The 23,241-nt window shown below is 73.0% G+C and carries 28 protein-coding genes; 10 read left to right on the top strand and 18 right to left on the bottom strand.

The features are described 5' to 3' along the window. Positions 1–97: 97 nt before the first annotated feature. The 11 genes from VIG79_RS02900 to VIG79_RS02950 form a co-directional block, all read right to left on the bottom strand. Positions 98–472 (bottom strand): DUF2752 domain-containing protein, encoded by a 375-nt coding sequence (locus VIG79_RS02900; RefSeq protein ID WP_331881972.1) that lies wholly within the window; start codon positions 470–472, stop codon positions 98–100. Between the two features lie 123 nt (positions 473–595). Continuing rightward, a complete protein-coding gene (locus tag VIG79_RS02905) occupies positions 596–1,345 on the bottom strand; it encodes an RDD family protein (RefSeq protein ID WP_331881906.1) in 750 nt (249 codons plus the stop codon). A gap of 164 nt (positions 1,346–1,509) precedes the next feature. Further along, positions 1,510–1,806, bottom strand: coding sequence for an HGxxPAAW family protein (locus VIG79_RS02910; RefSeq protein ID WP_331881909.1), 297 nt, complete (start codon positions 1,804–1,806; stop codon positions 1,510–1,512). Between the two features lie 59 nt (positions 1,807–1,865). Continuing rightward, entirely contained in the window at positions 1,866–2,654 is a 789-nt protein-coding gene (locus tag VIG79_RS02915) for a Trp biosynthesis-associated membrane protein (RefSeq protein WP_331881912.1), read from the bottom strand. Beyond that, on the bottom strand, positions 2,651–4,168 hold the full coding sequence (locus tag VIG79_RS02920) for an anthranilate synthase component I (protein ID WP_331881974.1): 1,518 nt from the start codon (positions 4,166–4,168) through the stop codon (positions 2,651–2,653). Before VIG79_RS02920 ends, VIG79_RS02915 begins: the two co-directional genes overlap by 4 nt. Before the next feature lie 115 nt (positions 4,169–4,283). Continuing rightward, on the bottom strand, positions 4,284–4,700 hold the full coding sequence (hisI, locus tag VIG79_RS02925; protein WP_331881914.1) for a phosphoribosyl-AMP cyclohydrolase: 417 nt from the start codon (positions 4,698–4,700) through the stop codon (positions 4,284–4,286). Between the two features lie 45 nt (positions 4,701–4,745). Next, a complete protein-coding gene (locus tag VIG79_RS02930) occupies positions 4,746–5,483 on the bottom strand; it encodes a M23 family metallopeptidase (RefSeq protein WP_331881916.1) in 738 nt (245 codons plus the stop codon). 232 nt (positions 5,484–5,715) lie between these two features. Next, the gene (locus VIG79_RS02935) at positions 5,716–7,527 is read right to left on the bottom strand and encodes an ABC transporter ATP-binding protein (RefSeq protein ID WP_414672567.1); all 1,812 of its coding nucleotides are present in this window, start codon (positions 7,525–7,527) and stop codon (positions 5,716–5,718) included. After that, positions 7,524–9,377 (bottom strand): ABC transporter ATP-binding protein, encoded by a 1,854-nt coding sequence (locus VIG79_RS02940; RefSeq protein ID WP_331881919.1) that lies wholly within the window; start codon positions 9,375–9,377, stop codon positions 7,524–7,526. The genes VIG79_RS02935 and VIG79_RS02940 overlap by 4 nt, the downstream gene beginning before the upstream one ends. A gap of 169 nt (positions 9,378–9,546) precedes the next feature. After that, the gene (locus tag VIG79_RS02945; RefSeq protein WP_331881978.1) at positions 9,547–10,227 is read right to left on the bottom strand and encodes an ABC transporter permease; all 681 of its coding nucleotides are present in this window, start codon (positions 10,225–10,227) and stop codon (positions 9,547–9,549) included. Then, a complete protein-coding gene (locus VIG79_RS02950; RefSeq protein WP_414672568.1) occupies positions 10,125–11,498 on the bottom strand; it encodes an MFS transporter in 1,374 nt (457 codons plus the stop codon). The genes VIG79_RS02945 and VIG79_RS02950 overlap by 103 nt, the downstream gene beginning before the upstream one ends. A gap of 71 nt (positions 11,499–11,569) precedes the next feature. Between VIG79_RS02950 and VIG79_RS02955 the strand changes: the two genes are divergently transcribed. Next, positions 11,570–12,613, top strand: a complete 1,044-nt coding sequence (locus VIG79_RS02955; protein WP_331881922.1) for a GlxA family transcriptional regulator — start codon at positions 11,570–11,572, stop codon at positions 12,611–12,613. Positions 12,614–12,617: 4 nt separating this feature from the next. Further along, on the top strand, positions 12,618–13,334 hold the full coding sequence (locus tag VIG79_RS02960) for an MBL fold metallo-hydrolase (RefSeq protein ID WP_331881925.1): 717 nt from the start codon (positions 12,618–12,620) through the stop codon (positions 13,332–13,334). A gap of 155 nt (positions 13,335–13,489) precedes the next feature. Here VIG79_RS02960 and VIG79_RS02965 read toward each other — a convergent pair whose 3' ends face one another. Next, positions 13,490–14,005 carry a GNAT family N-acetyltransferase gene (locus VIG79_RS02965; RefSeq protein ID WP_331881927.1) on the bottom strand — a complete coding sequence of 172 codons (516 nt, stop codon included), beginning with the start codon at positions 14,003–14,005 and terminating at the stop codon, positions 13,490–13,492. 61 nt (positions 14,006–14,066) lie between these two features. On the opposite strand from VIG79_RS02965, the gene VIG79_RS02970 reads away from it, so the two are divergent. After that, positions 14,067–14,708: a TIGR03085 family metal-binding protein gene (locus VIG79_RS02970; RefSeq protein WP_331881930.1), complete on the top strand. Its 642-nt coding sequence runs from the start codon at positions 14,067–14,069 to the stop codon at positions 14,706–14,708. 38 nt (positions 14,709–14,746) lie between these two features. Here VIG79_RS02970 and hisF read toward each other — a convergent pair whose 3' ends face one another. Then, positions 14,747–15,520 carry an imidazole glycerol phosphate synthase subunit HisF gene (hisF, locus tag VIG79_RS02975; protein ID WP_331881933.1) on the bottom strand — a complete coding sequence of 258 codons (774 nt, stop codon included), beginning with the start codon at positions 15,518–15,520 and terminating at the stop codon, positions 14,747–14,749. Between the two features lie 36 nt (positions 15,521–15,556). Here hisF and VIG79_RS02980 point away from each other — a divergent pair, with 36 nt between their 5' ends. After that, positions 15,557–16,129 carry a hypothetical protein gene (locus VIG79_RS02980; RefSeq protein ID WP_331881936.1) on the top strand — a complete coding sequence of 191 codons (573 nt, stop codon included), beginning with the start codon at positions 15,557–15,559 and terminating at the stop codon, positions 16,127–16,129. Here VIG79_RS02980 and VIG79_RS02985 read toward each other — a convergent pair. Continuing rightward, complete coding sequence (locus VIG79_RS02985; RefSeq protein WP_331881939.1) at positions 16,126–16,938, bottom strand: alpha/beta hydrolase; 813 nt, start codon at positions 16,936–16,938, stop codon at positions 16,126–16,128. The genes VIG79_RS02980 and VIG79_RS02985 overlap by 4 nt on opposite strands. A gap of 90 nt (positions 16,939–17,028) precedes the next feature. Here VIG79_RS02985 and VIG79_RS02990 point away from each other — a divergent pair, with 90 nt between their 5' ends. The 5 genes from VIG79_RS02990 to VIG79_RS03010 are packed head-to-tail and all read left to right on the top strand — an operon-like array spanning position 17,029 to position 21,000. Continuing rightward, positions 17,029–17,760 carry a TetR/AcrR family transcriptional regulator gene (locus VIG79_RS02990; protein ID WP_331881942.1) on the top strand — a complete coding sequence of 244 codons (732 nt, stop codon included), beginning with the start codon at positions 17,029–17,031 and terminating at the stop codon, positions 17,758–17,760. Positions 17,761–17,769: 9 nt separating this feature from the next. After that, complete coding sequence (locus VIG79_RS02995) at positions 17,770–18,345, top strand: DUF5655 domain-containing protein (RefSeq protein ID WP_331881944.1); 576 nt, start codon at positions 17,770–17,772, stop codon at positions 18,343–18,345. Between the two features lie 44 nt (positions 18,346–18,389). Beyond that, positions 18,390–19,667, top strand: coding sequence for an MFS transporter (locus VIG79_RS03000; RefSeq protein WP_331881946.1), 1,278 nt, complete (start codon positions 18,390–18,392; stop codon positions 19,665–19,667). Then, the gene (locus VIG79_RS03005; protein WP_331881948.1) at positions 19,664–20,386 is read left to right on the top strand and encodes an SGNH/GDSL hydrolase family protein; all 723 of its coding nucleotides are present in this window, start codon (positions 19,664–19,666) and stop codon (positions 20,384–20,386) included. Before VIG79_RS03000 ends, VIG79_RS03005 begins: the two co-directional genes overlap by 4 nt. Next, a complete protein-coding gene (locus tag VIG79_RS03010; RefSeq protein ID WP_331881950.1) occupies positions 20,383–21,000 on the top strand; it encodes a hypothetical protein in 618 nt (205 codons plus the stop codon). Before VIG79_RS03005 ends, VIG79_RS03010 begins: the two co-directional genes overlap by 4 nt. Here the strand turns inward: VIG79_RS03010 and VIG79_RS03015 are convergent. The 3 genes from VIG79_RS03015 to VIG79_RS03025 are packed head-to-tail and all read right to left on the bottom strand — an operon-like array spanning position 20,997 to position 22,627. Then, positions 20,997–21,455 (bottom strand): PH domain-containing protein, encoded by a 459-nt coding sequence (locus tag VIG79_RS03015; protein WP_331881953.1) that lies wholly within the window; start codon positions 21,453–21,455, stop codon positions 20,997–20,999. The genes VIG79_RS03010 and VIG79_RS03015 overlap by 4 nt on opposite strands. A gap of 32 nt (positions 21,456–21,487) precedes the next feature. Then, the gene (gene hisG, locus VIG79_RS03020) at positions 21,488–22,342 is read right to left on the bottom strand and encodes an ATP phosphoribosyltransferase (RefSeq protein ID WP_331881956.1); all 855 of its coding nucleotides are present in this window, start codon (positions 22,340–22,342) and stop codon (positions 21,488–21,490) included. Positions 22,343–22,363: 21 nt separating this feature from the next. Beyond that, positions 22,364–22,627 carry a phosphoribosyl-ATP diphosphatase gene (locus tag VIG79_RS03025; RefSeq protein WP_331881959.1) on the bottom strand — a complete coding sequence of 88 codons (264 nt, stop codon included), beginning with the start codon at positions 22,625–22,627 and terminating at the stop codon, positions 22,364–22,366. A gap of 186 nt (positions 22,628–22,813) precedes the next feature. Here VIG79_RS03025 and VIG79_RS03030 point away from each other — a divergent pair, with 186 nt between their 5' ends. Next, positions 22,814–23,026 carry a hypothetical protein gene (locus tag VIG79_RS03030; RefSeq protein ID WP_331881961.1) on the top strand — a complete coding sequence of 71 codons (213 nt, stop codon included), beginning with the start codon at positions 22,814–22,816 and terminating at the stop codon, positions 23,024–23,026. Positions 23,027–23,033: 7 nt separating this feature from the next. Here the strand turns inward: VIG79_RS03030 and VIG79_RS03035 are convergent. Beyond that, a partial coding sequence (locus VIG79_RS03035; RefSeq protein WP_331881964.1) for a nicotinamide mononucleotide transporter family protein occupies positions 23,034–23,241 on the bottom strand: 208 nt, incomplete at its 5' end.

Here is a 23,241-nt window from a genome sequence, read left to right on the forward strand (position 1 = left end):
GTGCCGCGCGCCGGGACGGCGGACGACGTCCCGGATGCCGCGCACTCGGCGGCAGCCCATCCGGCTGGACGGGGCCCGTGGCGAGTCGGGGGGCGAGTCAGGGGGCGAGGAACCCGGCGAGCGGCACGGCCGGCAGGTTCCGCCACACGGTGAAGACCAGCAGGACCGCGCCGAGGACGAGCCACCCACGGGTGCCGACCCGCGGCCACGAGTGCGGTCGGCCGGCCCACGCGGCGCGCGTGCCGAGCGCCCACCAGACCGCGAGGACCGGGAGCAGGACGAGGACGACGACGTTGAACGACGCGGCCGCCGCGAGGTCGCCGTGGCTGAGCGCCGCAACGCAGCGCAGACCGCCGCAGAAGGGGCACCACAACCCCGTGGTCGCGTGCAGCGGGCAGCCGAGCAGACCGGCCGGTGCGACCGCATACCCGCCCGTGTGGTGCAGCCAGGCGGTCGCGGCGCCGACGGCGATCGCGCCACCGACCCACGGGGCGACCCGTCCGCCGACCCACGCGGCCCCGCGAGCAGGCCGCGCCCGGACCGCCGTGGCGGGTCCGGACGCGGCGAGCGTCGTCCTGCTGGTGCCCGTCGCCGGCTACTTCGCCTGCGGCTGGGCGAGGACGACGGTGCTCATGATCTTGTCGGCGATCGTCTGGCGCTTGTTGTCCCACAGCGGGAACAGCCAGCCGACGTAGCAGATGATGCTGTCGACGATGTGGGCGATGTCGCGGACGAACGCCATGCCCATGCCGATCGTCTCACCCGTCGACTCCTTGACCAGCTTGTTGCCGGCCACCCCGCGGCCGATGGTGTAGCCGGTCGTCCCGCCGCGGTACCAGCGGTTGTAGATCCAGAGCGCGAGGATGTACACGCCGCCCAGGTAGTAGAGGAACCCCGGGCTGCTCTGCACGATGCTGTTGCCGACGATCGTCGTCTTCGGCGCCCCTAGCCAGTAGAGGATGTAGCCAGGGATGGCCAGCGCGAAGAAGTCGATCAACCCGCCGAGCGCGCGCTGCGGCCACAGGGCCAAGGTGCCGACCGACGCCCCCTGCTCGTAGGGGCCGGTGTAGGCCGGAGCCGCACCATAGCCCTGCTCGCCGTAGGCGGGCGGCGGAGGAGGCGGCGCGTACCCGGCGTCGGCGGGCGGCGGCGCCGCATAGCCCCCGGTGGCGGGCGGCGGGGGCGGAGCCTGGCCGTACCCGGGCTGCGGAGCCGCGGGCGGTGGCTGGGCCTCGCCGTACTGCGGCGGGGGCGGCGGCGGGGACCCGTATCCCTCGGCCGGCTGCTCGGGGTTGCTCGTCGGGTCGGGTCGATCGTCGCCGGGGGGCGGGGTTCCATACGACATGGTCGAGCCTCTCTCTGGACGTGCGGTTCGTTGCGTGCTTCGTCTGGTTCAGCGCCCCCTGGGACGCGACACCACGACGATAGTGCGAGCGGGGTCCCTTCGGGGAGCGCCTCGCGGGACGGCGGTCCGCGTGGCGTGCGGGCGCCTCGACCCGGAAGCGGCGGCTACTGGGTGCCGCTGTCGACCTGGCCGCGACCGGGCAGCTCGGCGCGGTGGGTCGCCTCGTAGGTGCTCTTCTTGCCGCCGTACCCCGCCATGGCGAGCACCTTGCCGGTGATCGCCCCGAGGACGACGACCACGGCGCCGACGACGAACCACAGCGCCGACGGGAACACGACGGCCAGCGCCATGACCAACGCGCCGAGCAGGATGATCCCCACCGCGGTCCAGGCGGCGACGCTGTGGCCCTCGCTGTCGTGCTCCTCGCCGCTGTGCTCGACTCCGGAGGTGGGCTGCGTCATAGTCAAGGCGTCCTTCCTTCGTCAGGCGCTGCGGTGGCGAGTGGGGCCAGTGTGTCAGGTCACGTGTCGCTCGGGGAGTGACCCAGGCGCTCGGCGGTGTGGTCGGGGTTCGACTCCGTCGCCGTCGACGGGGGACGAGGGTCCGCCTGGTCCGCCCGGTCCGCCTGGTCCGCCCGGTCCGCCCGGTCCGCCCGGTCCGCCCGGTCCGACTGGTCCGCCCGGTCCGCCTCGTCCAGGGTCGGGTCGCGGCCGTCGCTCAGCTCGTCCCACGCCGTGCGGTGCGCGCCGCGGTCGGTCGCGTCCGGGGTCGGTCGCCGTTCGTCCGCGGGCGGCGCGTCTCCGCTGTCGTCGACCGGGACCTCGAACCGGCTGGACAGCCCCGACCACCGGCCGGCGGCGACGGCCGCGAGGAGGGACGCGAGGAAGAGGACGACGCCGGCGACCAGGGCGGTCCACGCCCACCCCGACACCTCCGCCGTCGTGCGGACCACACCGGTCCGGCCCAGTCCCGCCGCGGCGACGCGGCCGAGGGCCTGCTCCGGGTCCGCGAGGGGCGCCACGGTCAGGGCCACGGAACCGGCGGCCGCGAGGACCAGCACCACCGAGGACACCCGCCGGACCACCGGACCCCCGGTCAGCATCGTGACCAGGGCGACCAGGCAGACGAGGGCGAGGGCGACGACACCGGGAGCCACCTGCGAACCGGTGGCCGACACGGCACCCCCGCCGAGCAGCGGCTCGGCGGAGCGACCGGTGATCCACGTGCGGGTCGTCGCGAGGAGCAGGACCAGATCCGGAACGGCCACCGCCGCCGAGACCACCCGCTTGCTCGTCAGCCGTGACGTCACGACACCCACACCGAGGCGTCGGCCTCGGCACCGTGCGCGACCGGCGCACGCATACCTCGCGCGGCCTGGACCGCGCGGATGACCGCCGCCGCCTTGTGCTGGGTCTCCTCGAACTCGAGCTGCGGTACCGAGTCGGCGACGATCCCCGCGCCCGCCTGCACGTGGGCCACCCCGTCCTTGATGACCGCCGTGCGGATGGCGATGGCCGTGTCGAGGTCCCCCGCGAAGTCGAGATAGCCGACGACTCCCCCGTAGACCCCGCGCCGCAGACCCTCGTACTCGTCGATGAGCGCCATGGCGCGCGGCTTCGGCGCGCCGCTCAGCGTGCCGGCCGGGAAGGTCGCGACCAGAGCGTCGTAGGCGGTGCGGCCCGGGCGCAGGTCGCCGACCACCGTCGACTCGAGATGCATGATGTGGCTGTAGCGACGCGTCGTCATGAACTCGACCGTGTCGACGGTGCCGGCGTGGCATACCCGTTGGAGGTCGTTGCGCGACAGGTCGACGAGCATGAGGTGCTCGGCGCGCTCCTTCTCGTCGGCCAGCAGCTCCTCGGCCAGGCGGACGTCGTCCTCGGGGGTCTTGCCGCGCGGCCGCGACCCCGCGATCGGGTGGGTGATGACACGACGGCCGGTGACCTTGACCAGCGCCTCGGGGCTGGAGCCGACGATGTCGTAGGCGCTGCCGTCCGGGTGCGGCAGGCGGATGAAGTACATGTACGGGCTCGGGTTGCTCGCCCGCAGCGCGCGGTAGACGTCGAGCGCCGGCGCCGGGCAGGGGAGTGAGAACCGTTGCGAGACGACGATCTGGAACGCCTCGCCGGCCCGAATCGCCTCCTTGCTCCGCTCGACCATGTCGTGGAACTGCTCCTGGGTATGCGAGCTCGTCACGTCGGCGGGAGTCGGCTCGATGACGGCGACGGTGCTGTCGGCGGGTTCGGCCAGCTGTGCGGTCATCCGGTCGAGCCGGTCGACCGCGTCGGCCCACGCCCACTCCACACGATCGTCGGTGGCGTCGTAGTTGACCGCGTTGGCGACGAGGAGCAGGGAGCCGTCCGTGTGGTCGAGGACGGCGAGGTCGGTGGCGAAGAGCATCCCGATCTCGGGCAGGTCAAGCGCGTCGCGACCGGTGTCGGGGACCTTCTCCCAGCGCCGGACCGCGTCGTAGGTGATGGCTCCGACCATGCCGCCGGTCAGCGGCGGCAACCCGTCGATCCGCGCGGTGGCGAGCGCGGTCAGCGTCGCGTCCAGGGCGAGGGTGGGATCGCCGCTGGTCGGGACCCCGGCCGGGGGCTCGCCGATCCAGTAGGCCTCGCCGTCCTTCTCGGTCAAAGTGGCGTGGCTGCGGGCCCCGACGATCGAGTACCGAGACCAGACGCCGCCGTGCTCGGCCGACTCGAGGAGGAACGTCCCGGGCTCGTCGCGGGCCAGCTTGCGGTAGAGGCTGAGCGGGGTCTCGGCGTCGGCGAGCAGCCGGCGGACCACCGGGATGACCCGCCGCTCGCGGGCCAGCTCCATGAACAGGGCCAGCCGTGGCCAGGTCCGGCCCCAGGTGAGGTCCGCGGTGAGATCCGCCGTGAGATCCGCGGTGAGATCCGCGGTGAGACCCGCCGTGAGGTCCGCGCTGAGGTCGTCAGCCACCGGGACCGCCGGTCACGGCGTCCAGGGGGTGGCTGTCGAAGCAGGACCGCGCCCCGGTGTGGCAGGCCGGGCCGACCTGGTCGACCCGGACGAGGAGGGCGTCGCCGTCGCAGTCGAGGGCGACGGAGTGCACGTACTGGAGGTGCCCGGAGGTGTCGCCCTTGCGCCACAGCTCCCGCCGGCTGCGCGACCAGAACGTGACCCGGCCGCTCGTGAGGGTCCGGGTGAGCGCCTCGTCGTTCATCCAGCCGACCATGAGCACCTCGCCGGTGTCGTGCTGCTGGACCACCGCGGCGACGAGTCCGGCTGCGTCCCGCTTGAGCAGGGCGGCGACCTCCGGGTCGAGCTGGCCGTCGAGCTGCCCGTCGAGCGGCCGGTCGACCGGCCCGGACCTGGCGTTCTGCGTCACCCCGTCATTCTGCCGAATGACCGGGCCGACGCATCCAGGGCGTCGTCATCTGACCGGGTGCAGCCCGAGCAGCGGCAGCGGGTCGCGGGCGGTGGACAGTCCGCCGGCGACCGAGCGCACCTCGAAATGGAGGTGGCAGCCGTCCGGCGCTCCTTCGTCGGCGGACAGGGCGATGCGCTGTCCGCGAGCGACGGCCTGCCCCGGCTGGACGTAGACCGTCCGCACGTGGCCGATGAGGATGTCGACCCCGGCGGCCGCGACCCGGATCCGGAACGCGTACGCACCGTACGCGGCGTCCGGCTTCCCCGGTCCGCTCGCCGGGGCGACGACCCCGTCGACGGCGGAGGTGAGCGGCGTGCCACACGGCATGACCACGTCGATCCCGTGGTGGAAACCCTGGCTTCCCGGGCACCGGGGGTCGTGCGCGTAGTAGGGGGCGGGGGTGCACCCGAACCCGATCATCACCCGGTGCACACCGGCGAACCACGCCGACGTGTAGCGGGTGCGGTCCGTGGTGAAGAACCGCCAGCGCGGGTCGACCGGGTCCTCGGGGGAGGTCGGGGTGGTCGTCGGTGATGCAGAGGTCGCGCTCGGGGTGGTGGAGCTCGGGCTGGTCGGCGGCGTGCTCGACGTCGTGCTGGTCGACGCGCTGGTCGACGTGCTGCTCGACGGGACCGAGCTCGTCGTCGCCGCGACGGTCTCCGGCGCCGGGACGCCCGATGTGCTGCACGCGGCGAGAAGGAGAGCCGACCCAGCCAGGGCGACGGCGACGCGCTTCCTCACGCCGCGGCCGCAAGCCCCGAGGCGGTCCGGTCGTCCTCGGACGGGTCTGCGACGACGGTCGGCTCCGTGTCGGTGCTCACGCGGCGAATTGTGTCAGCCGGGTTCGGGCAGGGGCCCGACACGAGGTGCGCAGGTTCGGGACGGCGCGCGCAGGATGCACCCTGCGCATCGCGTCCCGATCCTGCGCGCGCCGTCGCCGACCCCTGGCAGGACGTGCTCCGGTCGGGTGCCGTCAGTCGCCCTGCTGCTGGGACACCCAGGAGGCGTGCAGGGTCGAGTAGACGCCGCCGGCGTCGACGAGGTCACGGTGCGGTCCCCGCTCGACCACCCGGCCGCCGTCGACGACGATCACCTCGTCGGCGGCCTGCGCCGTCGACAGCCGGTGCGCGATGGCGATCGAGGTCCGGCCGCGGGTCAGGCTGTCGAGCGCCCGCTGGATCCGGACCTCGGTGCTGGGGTCGACGGCGGACGTCGCCTCGTCGAGAACCAGCAGGTCGGGGTCGGCGAGGTAGGCCCGGGCCAGCGCCACCAGCTGCCGCTCCCCCGCCGACAGTGACTCGCCCCGCTGGCCGACGTCGGTGGCCAGCCCCTGCGGCAGGGTGGCCAGCCACGGGTCGAGGCCCAGCTCGGTCACGGTGAGCCGCACGTCGTCCTCGGTCGCCTCCGGGGCGCCGAACCGGATGTTCTCCAGCAGCGACGCGTCGAAGAGGAACCCCTCCTGCGGCACGAGGACCACCCGGTTTCGCAGCGAGCCGAACCGGACCCGCCGCAGGTCGACACCGTCGATGGTGACCTCGCCGCTGGACGGGTCCATCAGCCGGGTGAGCAGCTTGGCCAACGTCGACTTGCCCGAACCGGTCTCTCCCACGATCGCCACCCGGGACCGCGGGGCGATCCGCAGCGACACGTCGTGGAGCACCGTGTCGCCGCCGGGGTAGGCGAACGAGACGTCGTCGAACCCGACCGTGATCGGCCCCCGCGGCAGCTCGACGCCTGACTCCCCCGGGTCGGACACGTCGGCGTGGGTGTCGATGATCCCGATGACGCGCCGCCAGCCGGCGACGGCGTTCTGCATCTCGTTGAGGATCTCGGTGGCCTGCTGGACCGGGGTGGTGAAGAGGTTGACGAGGAAGAGAAAGGCGAGCAGCTCGCCCAGCGTGAGCGACCCGTTCACGGCGAGCAGGGTGCCGACGACGATGACCACGGCGGTGGTGAGCCCGGACACCAGCTGGCCGGTCGTGAACGCCATGACCGCCCGGGTCTGCGCCCGGACCGCGGAGCGCCGGTGGGCCTCGACGGCCGTGTCGATCCGCTCGGCAGTGCGGTCCTCGACGCCGTACGCGCGGATGGTCGCCGCCCCGACGACCGCCTCGGAGATGGCCGCGAGCATGTCGCCGACCCGCTCACGAACCGCCGTGTAGGCCCGGCCGACGATGCCCTGGAACTGCTTGATGATGAAGAACAGCGGGACGTAGCAGGCCCAGACCACGCCCGCGAGCGGCGGGCTGTAGATGACCATGAGCACCGTCGCGAGCAACAGCTGCGCGATGTTGACCATGAACATGAGGCCGCCGAACTGGACGAACATCGAGATGGTGTCGACGTCCGAAGTGACCCGCGAGACGAGCGAGCCGCGGCGCTCGGTGTTCTGGGTGAGCACCGACAGGTCGTGGATGTGCCGGAACGCCTTGATGCGCAGGGACGAGAGCCCGTTCTCCGACGCCGTGAACAGCCGGACGTTGACGAAGTACGAGCACAGCGCGGTGACCGCGACCCCGACGACGGCGAGGAGCACGTAGCGCAGCACGATCCCGGCGTCGGGACCCCCCGGGGCGAGGATGCCCTCGTCGGTGGTGCGCTGGACCACGAACGGGACGAGCAGCTTGCCCACCGTCGACAGGACCGCCAGCGCGATGGTGACCCCGATGCCACGCCGGATCTCCGGCGACAGCTCGACGCCGCGCTTGAGGGTCTGCCAGGTGGAGCGGCCCTGGCCCGACTCGATGCCGGTGTGGTCGACCGGCGGGGCGGAACGCATACTCATCGGTCGGCCCCCACGGTCGCCCGCTCTTCGTCGGCGGCGACCGCAGCGCGCTCGGCGGCCTCCCGCGCGTAGGCCGTGACGAGGCGCTGGTACCCGTCGCAGCGGCCGAGCAGCTCGTCGTGGGTGCCGTGGTCGACGACGCGTCCCTCCTCGAGGTAGACGATGTCGTCGGCGAGGGTGATGGTGGCCATCCGGTAGGCGACGACGAGCACGGTCGTCCCGCTGCTGGCCTGCCGGAGCGCGGCGAGGATCTGCTGCTCGACGGCCGGGTCGACCGCCGAGGTCGCGTCGTCGAGGACGAGGAGCTGGGGCCTGCGGATCACCGCGCGGGCCAGGGCGACCCGCTGACGCTGGCCGCCGGAGAGGCTGGTGCCGCGCTCGCCGACGCGAGTGTCCAAGCCGTTCGGCAGCTTGCCGACGAACCCGTGGCCCTGGGCGACCCGCAGGGCGGCCCAGACCTCGTCGTCGGTGCGCTCGGTGCCGAGGGTGACGTTGCCGCGGACGGTGTCGTCGAACATGAAGGTCTGCTGCGACACCAGGGCGGCCGCCTCGGGAACGCCGCCGCGGCGGACCTCACGCAGGTCGACCCCGTCGAGGCGGACCTCGCCGGAGTCGGGGTCGACGAGGCGTACGACGAGGTTGGTCAACGTCGACTTGCCGGACCCGGTCGGGCCGACCACGGCCGTGGTGCCGCCGGCGGGGATGTCGAGGGTCACGCCGCTGAGGGCGGGGTTGCGCTCGGTGCCGCCGTGCTCGAGGTCGACCTCGTAGGCGTAGGACACGTTCTGCGCCTGAACGGTGCCCGCGCCCTGGTCAGGAACGGCGGCGGTGCCGTAGGTCATCGACCCGGTGGCGTTGAGGACCCCGTGGACGCGGTCCCAGCCCACGACCGAGCGGGGCATCTCGGCGAGGACCCAGCCGAGGGCCCGGACGGGGAAGGCGAGGATCGAGAAGAGGTAGGCGATCTGGACGACCTCGGCCGCGGTGATGTGTCCCGTGCCGATCCGCCAGGCCCCGACGGCGATGACCGCGAGCGTGCCGATGGTGGGGATGGCCTCGATGGCCGGGTCGAAGACGCCGCGGCTGCGTCCGACGCTGATGTTGGCGTCGCGCAGCTCCTGGGTGACCGCGGTGAACCGCTCGGCCTCCTGGTCCTCGCGGCCGAGGCTCTTGACGACCAGCGCCGCCTCGAAGCTCTCGTGCGCGACCTCGGAGACCTCGGCGCGCATCTGCTGGACGCGCGTCACCTTCGGGGACATGGCGCGCTGGAACAGCAGGTTCACCACGAGGAGCATCGGGAAGACGGTCAGCCCGATCGCGGCGAGGAACGGGTCGACGAGCACCATCTGGACGGCGGCGAAGACGAGCATGACGACCACGCCGAACGCCATCGGCAGCGGCTGGAAGACGTTCCACGTCGACTCGACGTCGGAGTTCGCGTTGGACAGCAGCTGGCCGGAAGGGTGCCGGTGGTGCCAGGCGAGCGGGAGGCGCAGGTACTGGCGGGTGACGCGGCGCCGGTAGGTGGCGCCGAGGTTGTAGACGGCGACACCGGCGGCGACCCGGCGCACGACGATGCCGACGACGTTGACGAGGACCACCGCCACGAGGATCAGCGCCGCCCGGACCAGGTCGGGGGTCGCGATGGACTGCGCCGCGATCGCCGGGGCGACGGTGTCGTGGACGATCCGCCCGATCACCCAGGCCGTCCCGACGGTCATGATCCCGTAGACGGTGGCCCCGGCGATGGCCAGGGCGACCCAGCCCTTCTCCTCGCGGACCCCATGACCGATGACCCGCCACCCCGCACGCAGGGTGGCGGTGGACGCGACCGGGCCGAGGGTCGACAACGCAGAGCTCCCTTGTCGGGGGGTGGGGTGGACGGACGAACGTCCGCGCTCTCGACACTGAGCGGCCTACCGGCATACCGACGAGCAACAGGGCGACGGATGCGTCGGGCACTGGGCGGACGACTTCCTACCTTCTCATGCGCCCCCGACAGGACCTCACCCGGTTTCGCTACAGGCGCCCAAGACTGGCCGTCCGGCGGCTGGACGCCTCGAGCCAGCGGATCGCGACGAGGCCTACCGCCGCGTACAGGGGGCCGTCGCCGGCCTCTCGCAGCAGCAGGCCACCCACGTCGCCGAGGCTCGCCCCCGCCACGATCTCGCGAGCGGCCGCGATGTGTGGCTGAGCGGCAGCCACGGCGAGACCGCGGCCATCCACGGTGGCAGCGCGCTGACGGCGACGTTGGCCGCCGCTGAACAGCAACAGCACCCCGAACACCATGTTGCCCAGCACCGCCGTCTCCCGGACGCGCAGCCCGATGGCGGCGGCGACCAGGCCGAGGCCGGTGCACGACGCCGCGCCGACGGCGAGGGTCACCGCGAGCGGACCCCACGACGACCACGGAATGGTGACGCCGAGGATCAGGCTGCCGACGACCAGGGTGAACAGCGAGACCAGCCACCCGTTGACGACGACGGGCAGCGACCGGCCCAGGAACAGCGGCAGCCGAGGTGCCGGCGTGGCCAGGACGATGCCGAGGGTCTGGGTCTGCCGCTCGCCGGCGATGGTGGTGGAGTGAAGGGGGTGCGCTAGGGCTCGGCGGGGATGTCGGCGGGGATGTCGGCGGGGATGTCGGCGCGGGTGTCGGCGGGGGTGGTGGCCGGGGTGTGCCGGTAGCGGATCGCCACGCAGAACGACGCGGCCACGACGCACAGGGCGCCGGCGACGTACCAGGCCAGGTCGTAGGTCCCCAGCTGGTCGTGCACGACGCCCGCCCCGAACGCGGCGGCCGCGGCACCCATCTGGTGCGCCGAGAAGACCCACCCGAACACGACCGGCCCGCGCTCTCCGAAGGCGTTGCGGCACAACGCCATCGTCGGCGGGACGGTCGCGACCCAGTCGAGGCCGTAGAACAGGATGAACGCCAGCATGCTGACGTGGACCTCGTCGCCGAACAGCGACGGCAGCAGGAACAGCGAGGCGCCGCGCAGCGTGTAGTACATCGCCAGGAGGAACCGCGGGTCGTACCGGTCGGTGAGCCACCCCGAGAAGATCGTCCCGACGATGTCGAAGATCCCGACCACTGCGAGCAGCGACGCGGCCGTGGTCTGCGGCATCCCGTGGTCGTGCGCGGCGGGGATGAAGTGGGTCCCGACCAGCCCGTTGGTGGAGGCGCCGCAGACCGCGAACGACCCGACGAGCAGCCAGAACACGCCCCGTCGGCCGGCGATCCGCAGCCCGTCCACGGCCATCCGCGCCGGGTTGTAGGGGAGCGGCGCCTTGATGCTCACCCGCTCGTCGGCCGGCGCTCCGTAGGCGGTGAGGCCGAGGTCGCGCGGGTGGTCGTGGAACCGCCACAGCACCAGCGGGACGACGAGCAGGGCACCGGTCGCCGTCGCGATCGCCGCAGAGCGCCACCCGTGGTTCTCGGCCAGCCACGCGAGGAACGGCAGGAACAACAGCTGCCCGGTCGCCCCGGCCGCGGTCAGCACGCCGCTGACCAGGCCACGTCTCGCCACGAACCAGCGCGCGGTGACGACCGCCACCAGCGACATCGACATCGCCCCGGTGCCCAGCCCCACGAGCAGGCCCCAGCAGAGGATGAGCTGCCACGACGCCGTCATCCAGATCGGCAGGATCGACCCGACACTGACGAGGACCAGCGCGCAGGCCACGACCCGCCGGATCCCGAACCGCTCCATCAGCGCCGCGGAGAACGGCGCCGTCAGACCGAACAGCACGAGGTTCACCGAGACGGCGAGCCCGATCAACCCGACCGGCCAGCCGAACTCCTCGTGAAGCGGGGTGATGAGCACGCCCGGCGTCGACCGGAACCCGGCCGCGCCGATCGCGGTGAGGAAAGCGACGAGGGCGACCCACCACGCCGGGTGGATCCGCGGCGTCGGGCGCGGCCGCCCGCCGGGCCGGCCCAGCTCCTCCAGTGAGGCGTCGGTCGTCGTCACGACCCCACTCTGTCGGACCGCCCGCAGCGAACAGAAGTGGCTCGAAGGACAGGATGTGCAAAGATCCGGCCATGACCTCAGGAGCGACGGTCACCCGCCTGGTCACCGGTGACCCGCCCCCGCACCGCGTCGTGGTGTTCGCGCTCCCGAGCGTGGTGGCGTTCGAGCTCGGTCTGCCCCACCGCTTCTTCGCGGCGAGCTCGATCGACCCGGCCTGGACCGGAGCCGGCGCCTACACCCCGAGCCGCGCCCCGGCGTACGAGGTGCTCACCGTCACCGTCGACGACGGCCCGGTCACGACGTCCGCGGGGTACCAGGTCACCCCGACCCACCCGAACACCGTGCTGGCGACCGCCGACACCATCGTCATCCCGGGCATCGTGGACCGGTATGCGGGCGGGGACGGCGCCCTCCCGGCCGACGTCGCCGCACTGCTCGCGACGGCGCGACCGGGGGTGCGGTGGGTGTCGATCTGCACCGGCGCCTTCGTCCTGGCCGGCGCCGGGCTGCTCGACGGGCTGGAGGCGACGACGCACTGGGCGCACGCCGAGCACTTCCGGCGGCTGTTCCCCCGCGTCCTGCTCAACGAGGACGTCCTCTACATCGACAACGGCGACATCCTCACCTCGGCCGGCAACGCGGCGGGGATCGACCTGCTGCTGCACATCCTGCGGCGCGACCTCGGTTCGGACACGGCCAACCGGGTCGCCCGCGGTGCGGTCGTGGCGCCGTGGCGGGCGGGCGGACAGGCGCAGTTCATCGAGCGGCCGGTCCCCGAGGCCGGCGACGAGGGCACCGGCCCGGCGCGGTCCTGGGTGCTGGACCACCTGGACGAGCCGGTGAGCCTCACCTCGCTGGCGGCCCGGGTGGGGATGAGCGTGCGGACGTTCACCCGCCGCTTCCGCGAGGAGACCGGCGAGACCGCTGGGACGTGGCTGCTGCGGGTCCGCGTCGACCACGCGCGGCACCTGCTCGAGACCACGGACCTCCCCGTGGACCGGGTGGCGGAACGGTCCGGGTTCGGGACGGCGGCCTCGCTCCGGCAACACCTCACGGCGGCGGTCGGTATGCCACCGCTGGCCTACCGCCGTACCTACCGCGCCGAGGGAGCATGACCCCGTGACCGACGTCCAGGATGCTCTCGACCTGGCCCACGGCGTCGTCCAACGGGTCGACTTCGGCTACTTCGTCCGGCCGTCGACGGAGGCCGAGACCGGCGCGCCCCGGGTCGAGCCGTTGCTCGGCTACGTCGTCCGGGCCGGCGACGCGGTGCTGCTCGTCGACACGGGGATGGGCTCGCATCCCGAGGTCGACGCCCACTACCGGCCCCGGCGGCGCTCGCTCCCGGAGGCGTTGGCACCGCTGGCGATGCGGCCGAACGACGTGACCCACGTGGCGAACTGCCACCTCCACTTCGACCACTGCGGGGGGAACCCCGCGCTGGGCGGGCTGCCGGTGTTCGTCCAGCGCACCGAGCTCGCCGCGGCGCGGACCACCGAGGACTACACGCTTCCCGAGCTGCTCGACGGGTCGGACTTCGTCGAGCTCGACGGCGAGGCCGAGATCGTGCCGGGGGTCCTCGTGGTGCCGACCCCCGGGCACACCGACGGGCACCAGTCGTTCGTCGTCCGGCTGGCCGACGGGTCGGTCGTCGTCGCGGGCCAGAGCCATGACACGACGACGGCGTATGCGGCGGACGTGATGGCGCTGCGGGCGCACCGCGACGGGCACCCTCCGCCGCTCCCGGAGCCGCGGGGGGCGTGGGTGGCCCGGATCCTGGAGCTGGACCCGAGGATGGTGGTCCTCGCGCACGACCACTCGGTATGGGTGCCGTGACGGCGACGGCGCTCGGGACGGCCCCCAGCTCGCTCCCTGCCTCGCGCGGACCCAGCGGGGCGCTCGACGGATGAGAGCGGAGGGTTCTGGCCCTTCCGAGGGCCACAACCCTCCGCGCAGGCGCCGGCGGTCGGAGATGACGGTCACCGGGGTCGTCAGGGCAGGTCGACCCAGTAACGGCGCTTGCCGCCGCGAATGTCCTCCATGACCCCGCCGTTGCGCTCGATGACCGAGGCGGACGCGACGTTGGTGTCGTCGCAGGTGATCAGGACCCGGTCGATGCCGAGGCGGCGGCACTCCTCCAGGGCGAGCGCGGTGGCGGCGGTCGCATACCCCTGGCCACGCTCGAGCGGCCGGATCGCGTAGCCGATGTGGCCCCCGAGCTCCAGCAGATAGCCGTTCAGCTCGTGCCGGACCGAGAGGAACCCGACGAGCCGGCCGTCGACGGCGACCCACCGGGTGGTGCTGGCGACCAGGTCCGCCGGTACCCGCGAGCCGCGCTCGTGGTCGAGCAACATGTCGACCCAGGCGCGGAACACCTCGGGGTCGCGCAGCTCGTCGACGGTCTGCGAACCCATGGCGCCGCCGTCGATCCGGTCGCGGCCGAACTCCTCGGCCATCGCCAGCCACTCGCCGTGCCGCGAGGCGTCGGGGCGGACCGGCTCGAGCATCCGGCCAGCGTAGGAGGACGCCCGATGCGGCTCCGGCAGGGGCCTTTGACAGGATGGCCGGATGACCTCCTACGCGCAGCAGGAGCGGTCCGCGATCAGCGACTCGTTCCTGCGCCTCGGCCCCGACGCCCCCACGATCGACGACCCGTGGCTGGCTCGTGACCTCGCGGCCCACCTTGCGATCCGGGACTCGCGACCGGATCTCAGCGCGGGGCAGTACTTTTCGGCACTGCGCGGACGACTCGACGACGCGATGCGCAAACTCGCAGCGACCGACTTCGTCGAGCTCGTCGAGCGGGTCCGAGAGGGACCCCCCGGCTGGTCGGCGGCCCGCATCGCCCGCGTGGACGAGGTCGTCAACGGCGGCGAGTTCTTCATCCACCACGAGGACCTGCTGCGCGGGACGCCGGGGTTCGAGCGGCGCCGGCTCGACGTCGGACACGAGCGCTTCCTCTGGGACATGCTCAAGCGCGGCTCCCGCCTGTACTTCCGCCAGGTGCCCGTCGGCGTCGTCCTCGTCGCAGAGGGCCACGGCCGGTACGCCGCCAGGAAACCTACCGACAACGGCACCGCCGTCCTGCGCGGTCGCCCGGGCGAGCTGGTCATGTACGCGGCGGGTCGCGCGCGGGTGGCAGAGGTCGAGCTCGACGGCCCGCCGGAGGCCGTCGCCGAGATGGAGGCGGCGCGGCTCGGACTGTCCTAGCTCGCTCGACACAACGCCGGTCTGCGTGAGTGCCGGCGTCAGCGGACGGTCACACCCGCCTCGCGCATCGCCGCCTTGACCTCGCTCACGGTCAGGTCGCCGAAGTGGAAGACGCTCGCCGCCAGGACGGCGTCCGCGCCGGCGGCCACCGCCGGCGCGAAGTCGTCGGCCTTCCCCGCTCCCCCGCTGGCGACGATCGGCACGTGAACCGCCTCTCGTACCAACCGGATCAGCTCCAGGTCGAACCCGTCCCGCGTCCCGTCGGCGTCCATCGAGTTGAGCAGGATCTCCCCCGCGCCGAGCTCCGCCGCCCGCGCGCACCACTCGACCGCATCGAGGTCGACCGCCGTCCGGCCGCCGTGCGTGGTCATGACGAAGTCACCGGTCGGCCACCCGTCGTCCCCACGCCGTCGCCGCACATCGGCCGACAGCACGAGGACCTGCGACCCGAACCGGTCGGCGATCTCCGCCACCAGCTCCGGCCGCGCGATCGCCGCCGTGTTGACGCCCACCTTGTCGGCACCGGCCCGCAGCAGCCGGTCCACGTCGGCCACCGAGCGGACCCCGCCGCCCACGGTCAGCGGGATGAACACCTGCTCCGCCGTGCGGGTCACCACGTCGTACGTCGTCTGCCGGTCACCGCTGCTCGCCGTCACGTCGAGGAAGGTCAGCTCGTCGACGCCCTGGCCGTCGTAGACCATGGCCAGCTCGACCGGGTCGCCGGCGTCGCGGAGGTTCTCGAAGTTGACGCCCTTGACCACGCGGCCGGCGTCCACGTCGAGGCACGCGATGACGCGAGTGGCGACGCTCATGGCGTCACGGTACCCAGCCCCCGCTACCCTCCCCGCGTGCCTCTCGCCACCCGGGACCCCGCTGCCTCCGTCGCGGAGGCGGTCCGGCTGGCCGGCGTCCGGGAGCCCCGCTGCGGCCCGGTCCGGCTGATCGCGGTCGACGGTCCGAGCGGGTCGGGCAAGTCCACCCTCGGTGCCGCGATCGGGGCCGCCCTCGACGCACCCGTGGTCCACATGGATGACATCTACCCCGGCTGGGACGGCCTGGCCGACGCCGTCCCTCTCGTGACCACGCAGGTCCTCGAGCCCCTCGCCGTCCGCCGGCCCGCCGCATACCGGCGGTGGGACTGGGTCCGGCAACGCTGGAGCAGCCGCCGCGTCCCCGTGACCCCGTCGCCCCTGCTGGTCCTCGAGGGCGTCGGCTCGAGCGTGCTGCCGGCCGGTGACTACGCCGCGGTAAGCGTGTGGGTCGAGGCCGACCGCGCGGTGCGGTTCGCACGAGGCATCGACCGCGACGGCGAAGGCTACCGGCCGCACTGGGAGCGCTGGGCCCGCCAGGAGGAGGCCCTCTTCGCGGCCGACCGGACCCGCGACCGCGCCGACGTCGTCCTCGACACCACCGCCCTCTAGGCCCGCTCCGGCGCCATGGCCGCCTCGACGAAGGTGGCCAGCTCAGCCGCCATCGCCTCGGGCACCCACATGTGGTTCGCGCCGGGCAACGCCCGCTGGACTGCGTTCGGCACGGCCGCGCAGATGGCGTCCGCCGAGACGAGCATCTCGGGGTAGGTCTGCTCCCCGTAGGTGACCTCGATCGGCAGGGCCGCGTCGGCGAGCCTCGCCAGCAGCTCGGCCATCGAGGCGGACGACGACCAGACCATCGCCTCGCCGTCCGCCCGCATGCTCGGCACTCCCGCAAGCGTCTCGGCGTAGTTCGGGCTGCGCCGGGCGCCTTCGAGCCACTCTGGCGGCATGTAGCGCATATAGGTGGCCAACGCGCCGTCGAAGTCATCGGCGTCCACCAGGCGCTCGTAGTCCCCGATCCATTCGGCCGTGGACCCGTCTGGAGCCCCGAGCGGCGCTTCCCAGAGCATCAGCCCGGCCACGCGGGGGTCGTGCGTCGCCGCGTACGCCGAGATCCAGCTGCCCGACGAGTGGCCGCAGAGCACGGCCCGGCCGCCGACTCGCTCGATGAGGCCGGCGAGCACGGCCAGCTCGCGGTCCAGCCCGAGTCGGCCCTCCGCCGGGCTCTCGCCGCGGCCCAACCGGTCGTAGACCACCGTCGTAAGCCCGACGGCAGCCGCCCGCTCAGCGGTCTCGGTCGTCCAGGGGTCGACCGCGCGGTGCGGCCCGGCGCCCGCGACGAAGACCACCGCCGGTCCGCTGCCGCGCTGGTCGTAGGCCACGCTGTCGCCCATGGCGGTCGTCAAGAGCTCGGACATCCCTCGCACCTCCATATTGAACTGGACTGTCCAGTCCATTTGGATCAAACTAGACTGACTAGTACAGCCCGTCAACCCCAGGGGTCCGCCATGCCCGCTCCGTCTACCAGGACCGCCCCGACCACCACGACCGCCCAGACCGCCCAGACCGCCCAGACCCCCCCGACCCCCCCGACCCCCCCGAGCGACACGGCCGACGACGCGGCCCCCCGATCGCTGCGCAAGCGCGCGGCGATCCTCGTCGCTGCGGAGCAGGTCTTCCTCGCGAAGGGGTACCTGGGGACGTCGATGGACGAGGTCGCTGCGCGGTCCGGGGTGTCGAAGCAGACGGTCTATGCCCACTTCGGCAGCAAGGAGACCCTGTTCGTGGCCCTGGTGTCCGCGATGACGACGACCGCGGGCGACGAGGTCCACCCGAGCGACCCGGCCGCCGCAGCCGCGACCGACGACCCAGGGCCGTACCTCCGGGAGTACGCGGAGCGACAGATGGCGGTCGTCCTCACGCCGAGGATCTTGGCCCTGCGGCGACTGGTCATCGGTGAGGTGGCCCGGTTCCCGGACCTCGCCCGCGCCCTCTACGACAGCGGACCCGCCCGGGCCATCGAGTCGCTCGCCGCGACGGTCCGGAGCTTCGCCGACCGGGGACTCCTCAACGTGCCCGATGCGACGGAGGCCGCCACGATGTTCAACTGGCTGGTCATGGGCGGCCCCCTCAACGAGGTGATGCTGCTCGGCGACGCGGTTCGGCTCAACCGGGCCGAACAGCGGCGCCACGCCGCCGAGTGCGTGCGCGTCTTCCTCGCGGCATACCCGCCGGAGTAGAAGGGAGACATGGAGCCCCAGGACATGATGGCCGCGGTCACCGACTCGATGGCCGAGCGCACCGGCCGCACGCTCGAGAGCTGGGTCGAGGTGGTCCAGACCTCCGGCCTGGACCTGCTGGACCAGAAGGCCGTCCGCCGCTGGCTCAAGGACGTCCACGGCGTCCCCCAGAACTCGCAGTGGGCCATCGCGTTCGCCGCCGCCGAGGCCGCCGGTTGGGAGCGCCCGTCCACCGAGGGGTATGCGGACCAGCTCTTCTCGGGGGCCAAGGCGCCGCTGCGCCCACTCCACGATGCGGTCGTCGAGCTGGCCCTCGCCCAGGGCGACGACGCCGAGGCCCACGGCCGCAGCAGCTACATCCCGGTCGTCCGTAGGAGCCAGTTCGCGGCGGTCGCGCCGGGTCCACGCGGGACGCTGCGTGTCGGGCTTCGGTACCGCGGCTCGGTGCCCGACGACCCCCGGATCGCGCCGGCCAGGGGCTTCGCCCAGGCCACGCACTGGGTCCAGCTGCCGGGCGACACCGAGCCCGACGCCGTCGCGTGGCTCGAGCCGCTGCTGGCCGAGGCCTACCGGCAGAACGGCTGACCACCTGACCCTCCCGGTCGCCGGCGTGTGACACTGGCGGGGCCATGTCGAGCACGGTTCCCGAACGCGCCGCGTCGTCGGCGTCGACGACGCGGACGAGCGCCGGCGCCTTCCCGTGGCTGCCTCCGTCCTGGGTGCTCATCGTGGCGCTGGTGGCCGTGGCCGCGAACCTGCGACCGGCGATCGCCGGTGTCCCGCCGCTCGTCCCGCAGATCGAGGCGGAGCTGCACCTCAGCAACGCCTGGCTCGGGGTCCTGACCCTGCTGCCGGTGCTCTGCATGGGGGTCTTCGCGCCCGTGGCGCACTGGGCCAGCACGATCTGGGGTTCCGCACCCGTGGTGATGGCGGCGACGGTGCTGCTGACCATCGGCTCGGCCATGCGGCTGGCCGGGTCCAACGTCCTGGTCCTCTACACCGCGACGCTCGTGGTCGGGATCGGCATCGCCGTCGTCGGCACCCTGCTGCCGCGGCTGGTGAAGACGCTGTTCCCGCCCGAACGGGTGGGCCTCATCACCGGCGTCTACATGTTGGCCATCATGCTCGGCGCGACCATCGGCGCCGGCCTGTCCGACCCGCTCGCCACCGCCCTGGGCTCCTGGGAGCAGTCGCTCGCCGCGTGGTCGCTGCTCGGCGTCCTCGGCCTCGTCGCCTGGGCGCCCCTCGCACTCGTTGTCTGGCGCCACCGCGTCCAGGTCACCGCGCAGTCGATCGGTTCGGCGCTGCCCTGGCGCAGTGCGACCGCCTGGCTCATCGCCGCATACCTCGCCACCCAGTCCTTCGCCTTCTACTCGACCCTCGCCTGGATGGCGCCCTCCTACGTCCAGCTCGGTTGGGAGGCCGACGACGCGGGGTACCTGCTGTCGGCGTTCACCGCGGTCCAGATCGTCGCCGGGCTGCTGATGCCGGTGCTCAGCGACCGGGTCCGGGACCTGCGGCTGCTTTTGGTCCCCGCGACCATCGCCGCGGCCCTCGGCCTGGTCGGCATCGGTGTCGCGCCGACCGCCGCGCCCTGGTTCTGGGCGGCGCTCATCGGGTTCGGGCAGGGCAGCGCGTTCGCCCTGGCCCTGGTGCTCCTCGTCCGGTTCGCCGCGACGCCCCACGCGAGCGGCGGCCTGAGCGCGATGGGCTTCCTCGTCGGCTACGGCATCGCCTCCGTCGGCCCCCTGGTCATGGGCGCGCTGCGCGACGCGACCGGCGGCTTCGAGGTGGTGTGGATCGTCCTCGCCGCCCTCATGCTGCCCCAGCTGGTCATCTGCGCGGCGCTGCGGCCGGGACTGGCCAAGGTCGGCGCCGAGGTCGGCGCGACGACCGGGGCCACGTGATCATCGACGACGCTCTCGCCGACCTCGGACCTCGCCCGCCCGGGCCGGTTGTGCAGGTGCTCGGCCGGGTCTTTCCCGGGATCCGCGAGGTCCAGGCGCAGACCGAGCCGTACGCGGCGGCGTGGCGCCTCGCGAACCGCGCCGCGCTCACCGCGACCGGCCCACTCTGGGTCGCCCTCGGTGACTCGATGACGCAGGGCATCGGCGCGTCCGCATATGACCGGGGCTGGGTCGGTCAGCTGTCCGAGCGGCTGCGGGCCGGCGGCTGGGACCACCGGCTGCTCAACCTCTCGGTCACCGGGGCCCGCGTCGACGACGTCCTCGAGGCGCAGCTGCCGGCCCTCGGCGCTGCGGTGCGGTCCACCGGTCCGGCCGCCCTCGTGACCGTGGTCATCGGGTCCAACGACGTCGTGTCCCCTCGGCACCGGAGCGGCCTCGCGGACCGGTTCGCTGCGATGCTCGACCGGCTGCCCGACGGCGCCGTCGTCATGAACCTGCCCAACCCGCACCGCGAGGCCCGTCGCATCGACAGCCTCCTTCGCGACCGAGCGGTGTCCGGACGCGTCGCCGTGGCCGACATGCGCAGCGAGGGACCTCGCTCGTGGCGGGGGCTGCTCGCGCGGGACTCGTTCCACCCCAACGACCGCGGGTACGCGGCGATGGCCGACGTCGTCGGGCACGCGCTCCAGCGCGCGGGACTTCCCGAGCCCACCTCGTGACCGCCGGGACCCCGGTCCGCGAGCGGTACCAGGGCCGGATCGCCGGCGTCGGCACGACCTCCGGCACCCGGCTGGTGGTCGGCAGCTGGGCGCATACCCCGCTGGGCCGGTTCGCCGACGTCATGGTCGAGCGGCCGGACGGCCACCGGGTCCTCCTCGCGCCGTCCCAGGCGGTGCGTGACGTCATCGAGGCGACCTACGTCTTCGACGAGGTCCGGGTCGAGCCGGTCTCGGTGGCCGAGGCCGACGGGACCTGGGCGGTGTCCAGCCCGTCGCTGTCGCTGCGCCTCGGGTTCGGGCGGCGGTCCGGGCTCGGCTGGCTGCTCCGTGCCCTGCCGTCGCGCCTGGCCACGAGCACGCGCTGGGCGACCCTCGTCGACCCGGTGGCGGCGCGGGTCATGGACGGCGTGCGCACCCGTGGCGTCGCACGCGAGGGGCGGCAGGAGTGGTACGGGGCCACCGACCTGCGGCTGGTCATCTCGGCCTCGGGGGTGTTCGACGGAGCGCCGCTGGGGTCGCTGGCGCCGGTCGACCCGCCGTGCCGGTTCGGGTTCTCGTCCACGCCTCGCACGCCCTCGGTGACCTCGGTGACGACGACCATCGAGACCGCCTAGCCCTGGTGCGCCTCGCCGAGGTCCCGGACCAGCCCGGCCAGTCGCTGGGCCTCACTCATCGCGGCGACCCCGTCGGCCCGCTGGATCGCCATGACGGCGACCGTGTCCGTGTCGTCGAGCTCGAGCGTCACCCACGGCTCTCCCCCACCGAACTCCACGTCGACGACCTGCGCCCAGGTGAGCGTCCGGGTGACGACGAGGTTGCGGATGACCAGCCCGTCCAGGCTCGGGACGGCCCGGATCGTCGCGTACCGCCAGCAGGCGAGGGCGATGAGGACCCCGAGACCGGCGACGAGAAGGCGGTCGGCCGGCTGCCAGGTGGTCAGCCCCGCGTTCGTGGGCAGCAGGACGGCGATGCCGCCGAAGACGAGCAGCGACACCACCGCCATGACGGTCGCCACGAGCCGGCCCCGCCGGCTGCGGAACGGCCGCAACGCCTCGTCGCTGACGACCACGAGAACCCTGTCCTGGTTGGCGACGGGCCGGCTCAGAGCCGGCAGGCCGCGATGTCGGTGACGAGGATGGCCCGGGCGCCGAGGTCGTAGAGCTCGTCCATGACCCGGTTCGTCATGCTGCGCGGCACCATCGCGCGGACGGCGCACCAGCTGCGGTCCTGCAGGTGCGAGACGGTCGGCGACTCCAGCCCCGGGGTGATCCGGCAAGCCTCGTCCACGAGGTTGGCCGGGACGTCGTAGTCCAGCATCACGTAGTTGCGTGCTGTCACGACGCCCAGCAGCCGACGGCGCAGCACCTCGAACGCCGAGTCGTCGGCCTCCTCGCCGACGCCGACGCGGCGGATGAGGACCGCCTCACTGTGCAGGATCGGCTCCCCGAAGATCGCGAGGCCCTGGCTGCGCAACGTCGCCCCGGTCTCGACAACGTCCGCGATGACGTCGGCGACGCCCAGGGTGATCGCCGTCTCGACCGCGCCGTCCAGGCGCACGACCGCCGCCCGGACGCCGTGCTCGGCGAGGTCCTTCTCGACCAGGCCCGGGTAGCTGGTCGCCACCCGCTTCCCCTCGACCTCCGCGACGCTCTGCGCGTCGCCGGGCCGGGCCGCATACCGGAAGGTCGACCGCCCGAACCCGAGCGTCATCTCCTCGACCGCGCTGCTGGAGCTGTCGAGGAGCAGGTCGCGCCCGGTGACCCCGGCGTCGACGGTGCCCGAGCCGACGTAGATGGCGATGTCGCGCGGGCGCAGGTAGAAGAACTCGGCGTCGTTGTCGGGGTCGGCGACGACGAGCTCCTTGGGGTCGCGGCGGACGGCGTAGCCCGCCTCGCGGAGCATGTCCACGGCCGACTCGGAGAGGGATCCCTTGTTGGGGACGGCGATGCGCAGCATGAGGGGTCTTCCTTTGCCGAGTTACAGGTGGGAGTAGACGTCGGCGAGGGCGATGCCGCGGGCATGCATGAGCACCTGCAGGTGGTAGAGCAGCTGGCTGATCTCCTCGGCGGTCCGGTCCTGCGACTCGTACTCCGCCGCCATCCAGACCTCGGCGGCCTCCTCGACGATCTTCTTCCCGATCGCGTGCACGCCCGCGTCGAGGGCCGCGACGGTCCCCGAACCGTCGGGACGGGTCGCGGCCCTCTCGCCGAGCTCGGCGTACAGCTGGTCGAAGGTCTTCACGACCCTCAAGCGTACGGGGGTCCGCCGACCGCTCCGACCGGCTGACCTCCCGTCGAGGCGCGTACGGGCCGCGTTGTCGAGGGAATCCCTCAATTCGCGGGGTTTAACGGTGGCGTGTCCTCTTTGTCCGGTCGACTCTTGCTCTGACCCGCGTACCTTCCGGCGTATGCCGCCCGCTCGTGGGAGGTGGTGCTGCAAGGCAGCACGGCACAGGCCCTGGCCGCGACGTCCGTCCTCCTCTGGCTGGCCGGTCTCGCCGTCGTTCTCGCGGTCGACGCCGCGCTGTCGGGCACGGACGTGGTGCTCCTGCCGGCCGCCCCCGCCACCGTCATCGTCCTCGTCGCCGTCACGGCCTTCGTGATGTCCCGCGTCCGCACTACGTGTTTTCCCGTGTCCTGACCCCGGATCAGGCGGAGGCGGCGGCCTCCTCCGGTTCCCGGTCCGGCCGCTCCGTGCGGGTGGCCCGCACCCAGGCGACGAACCCATAGATGACGAACACGGAGTAGAAGGCGTACAGGACCGCCGTGGGGATGTAGCCGGAGTGGACCAGCAGCGGCACGCCGACGATGTCCACAGCGATCCAGGCCAGCCAGAACTCGTTCCAGCCGCGGGCC

The sequence above is a fragment of the Lapillicoccus sp. genome, assembly GCF_036559105.1.
Lineage (GTDB): Bacteria > Actinomycetota > Actinomycetes > Actinomycetales > Dermatophilaceae > Lapillicoccus.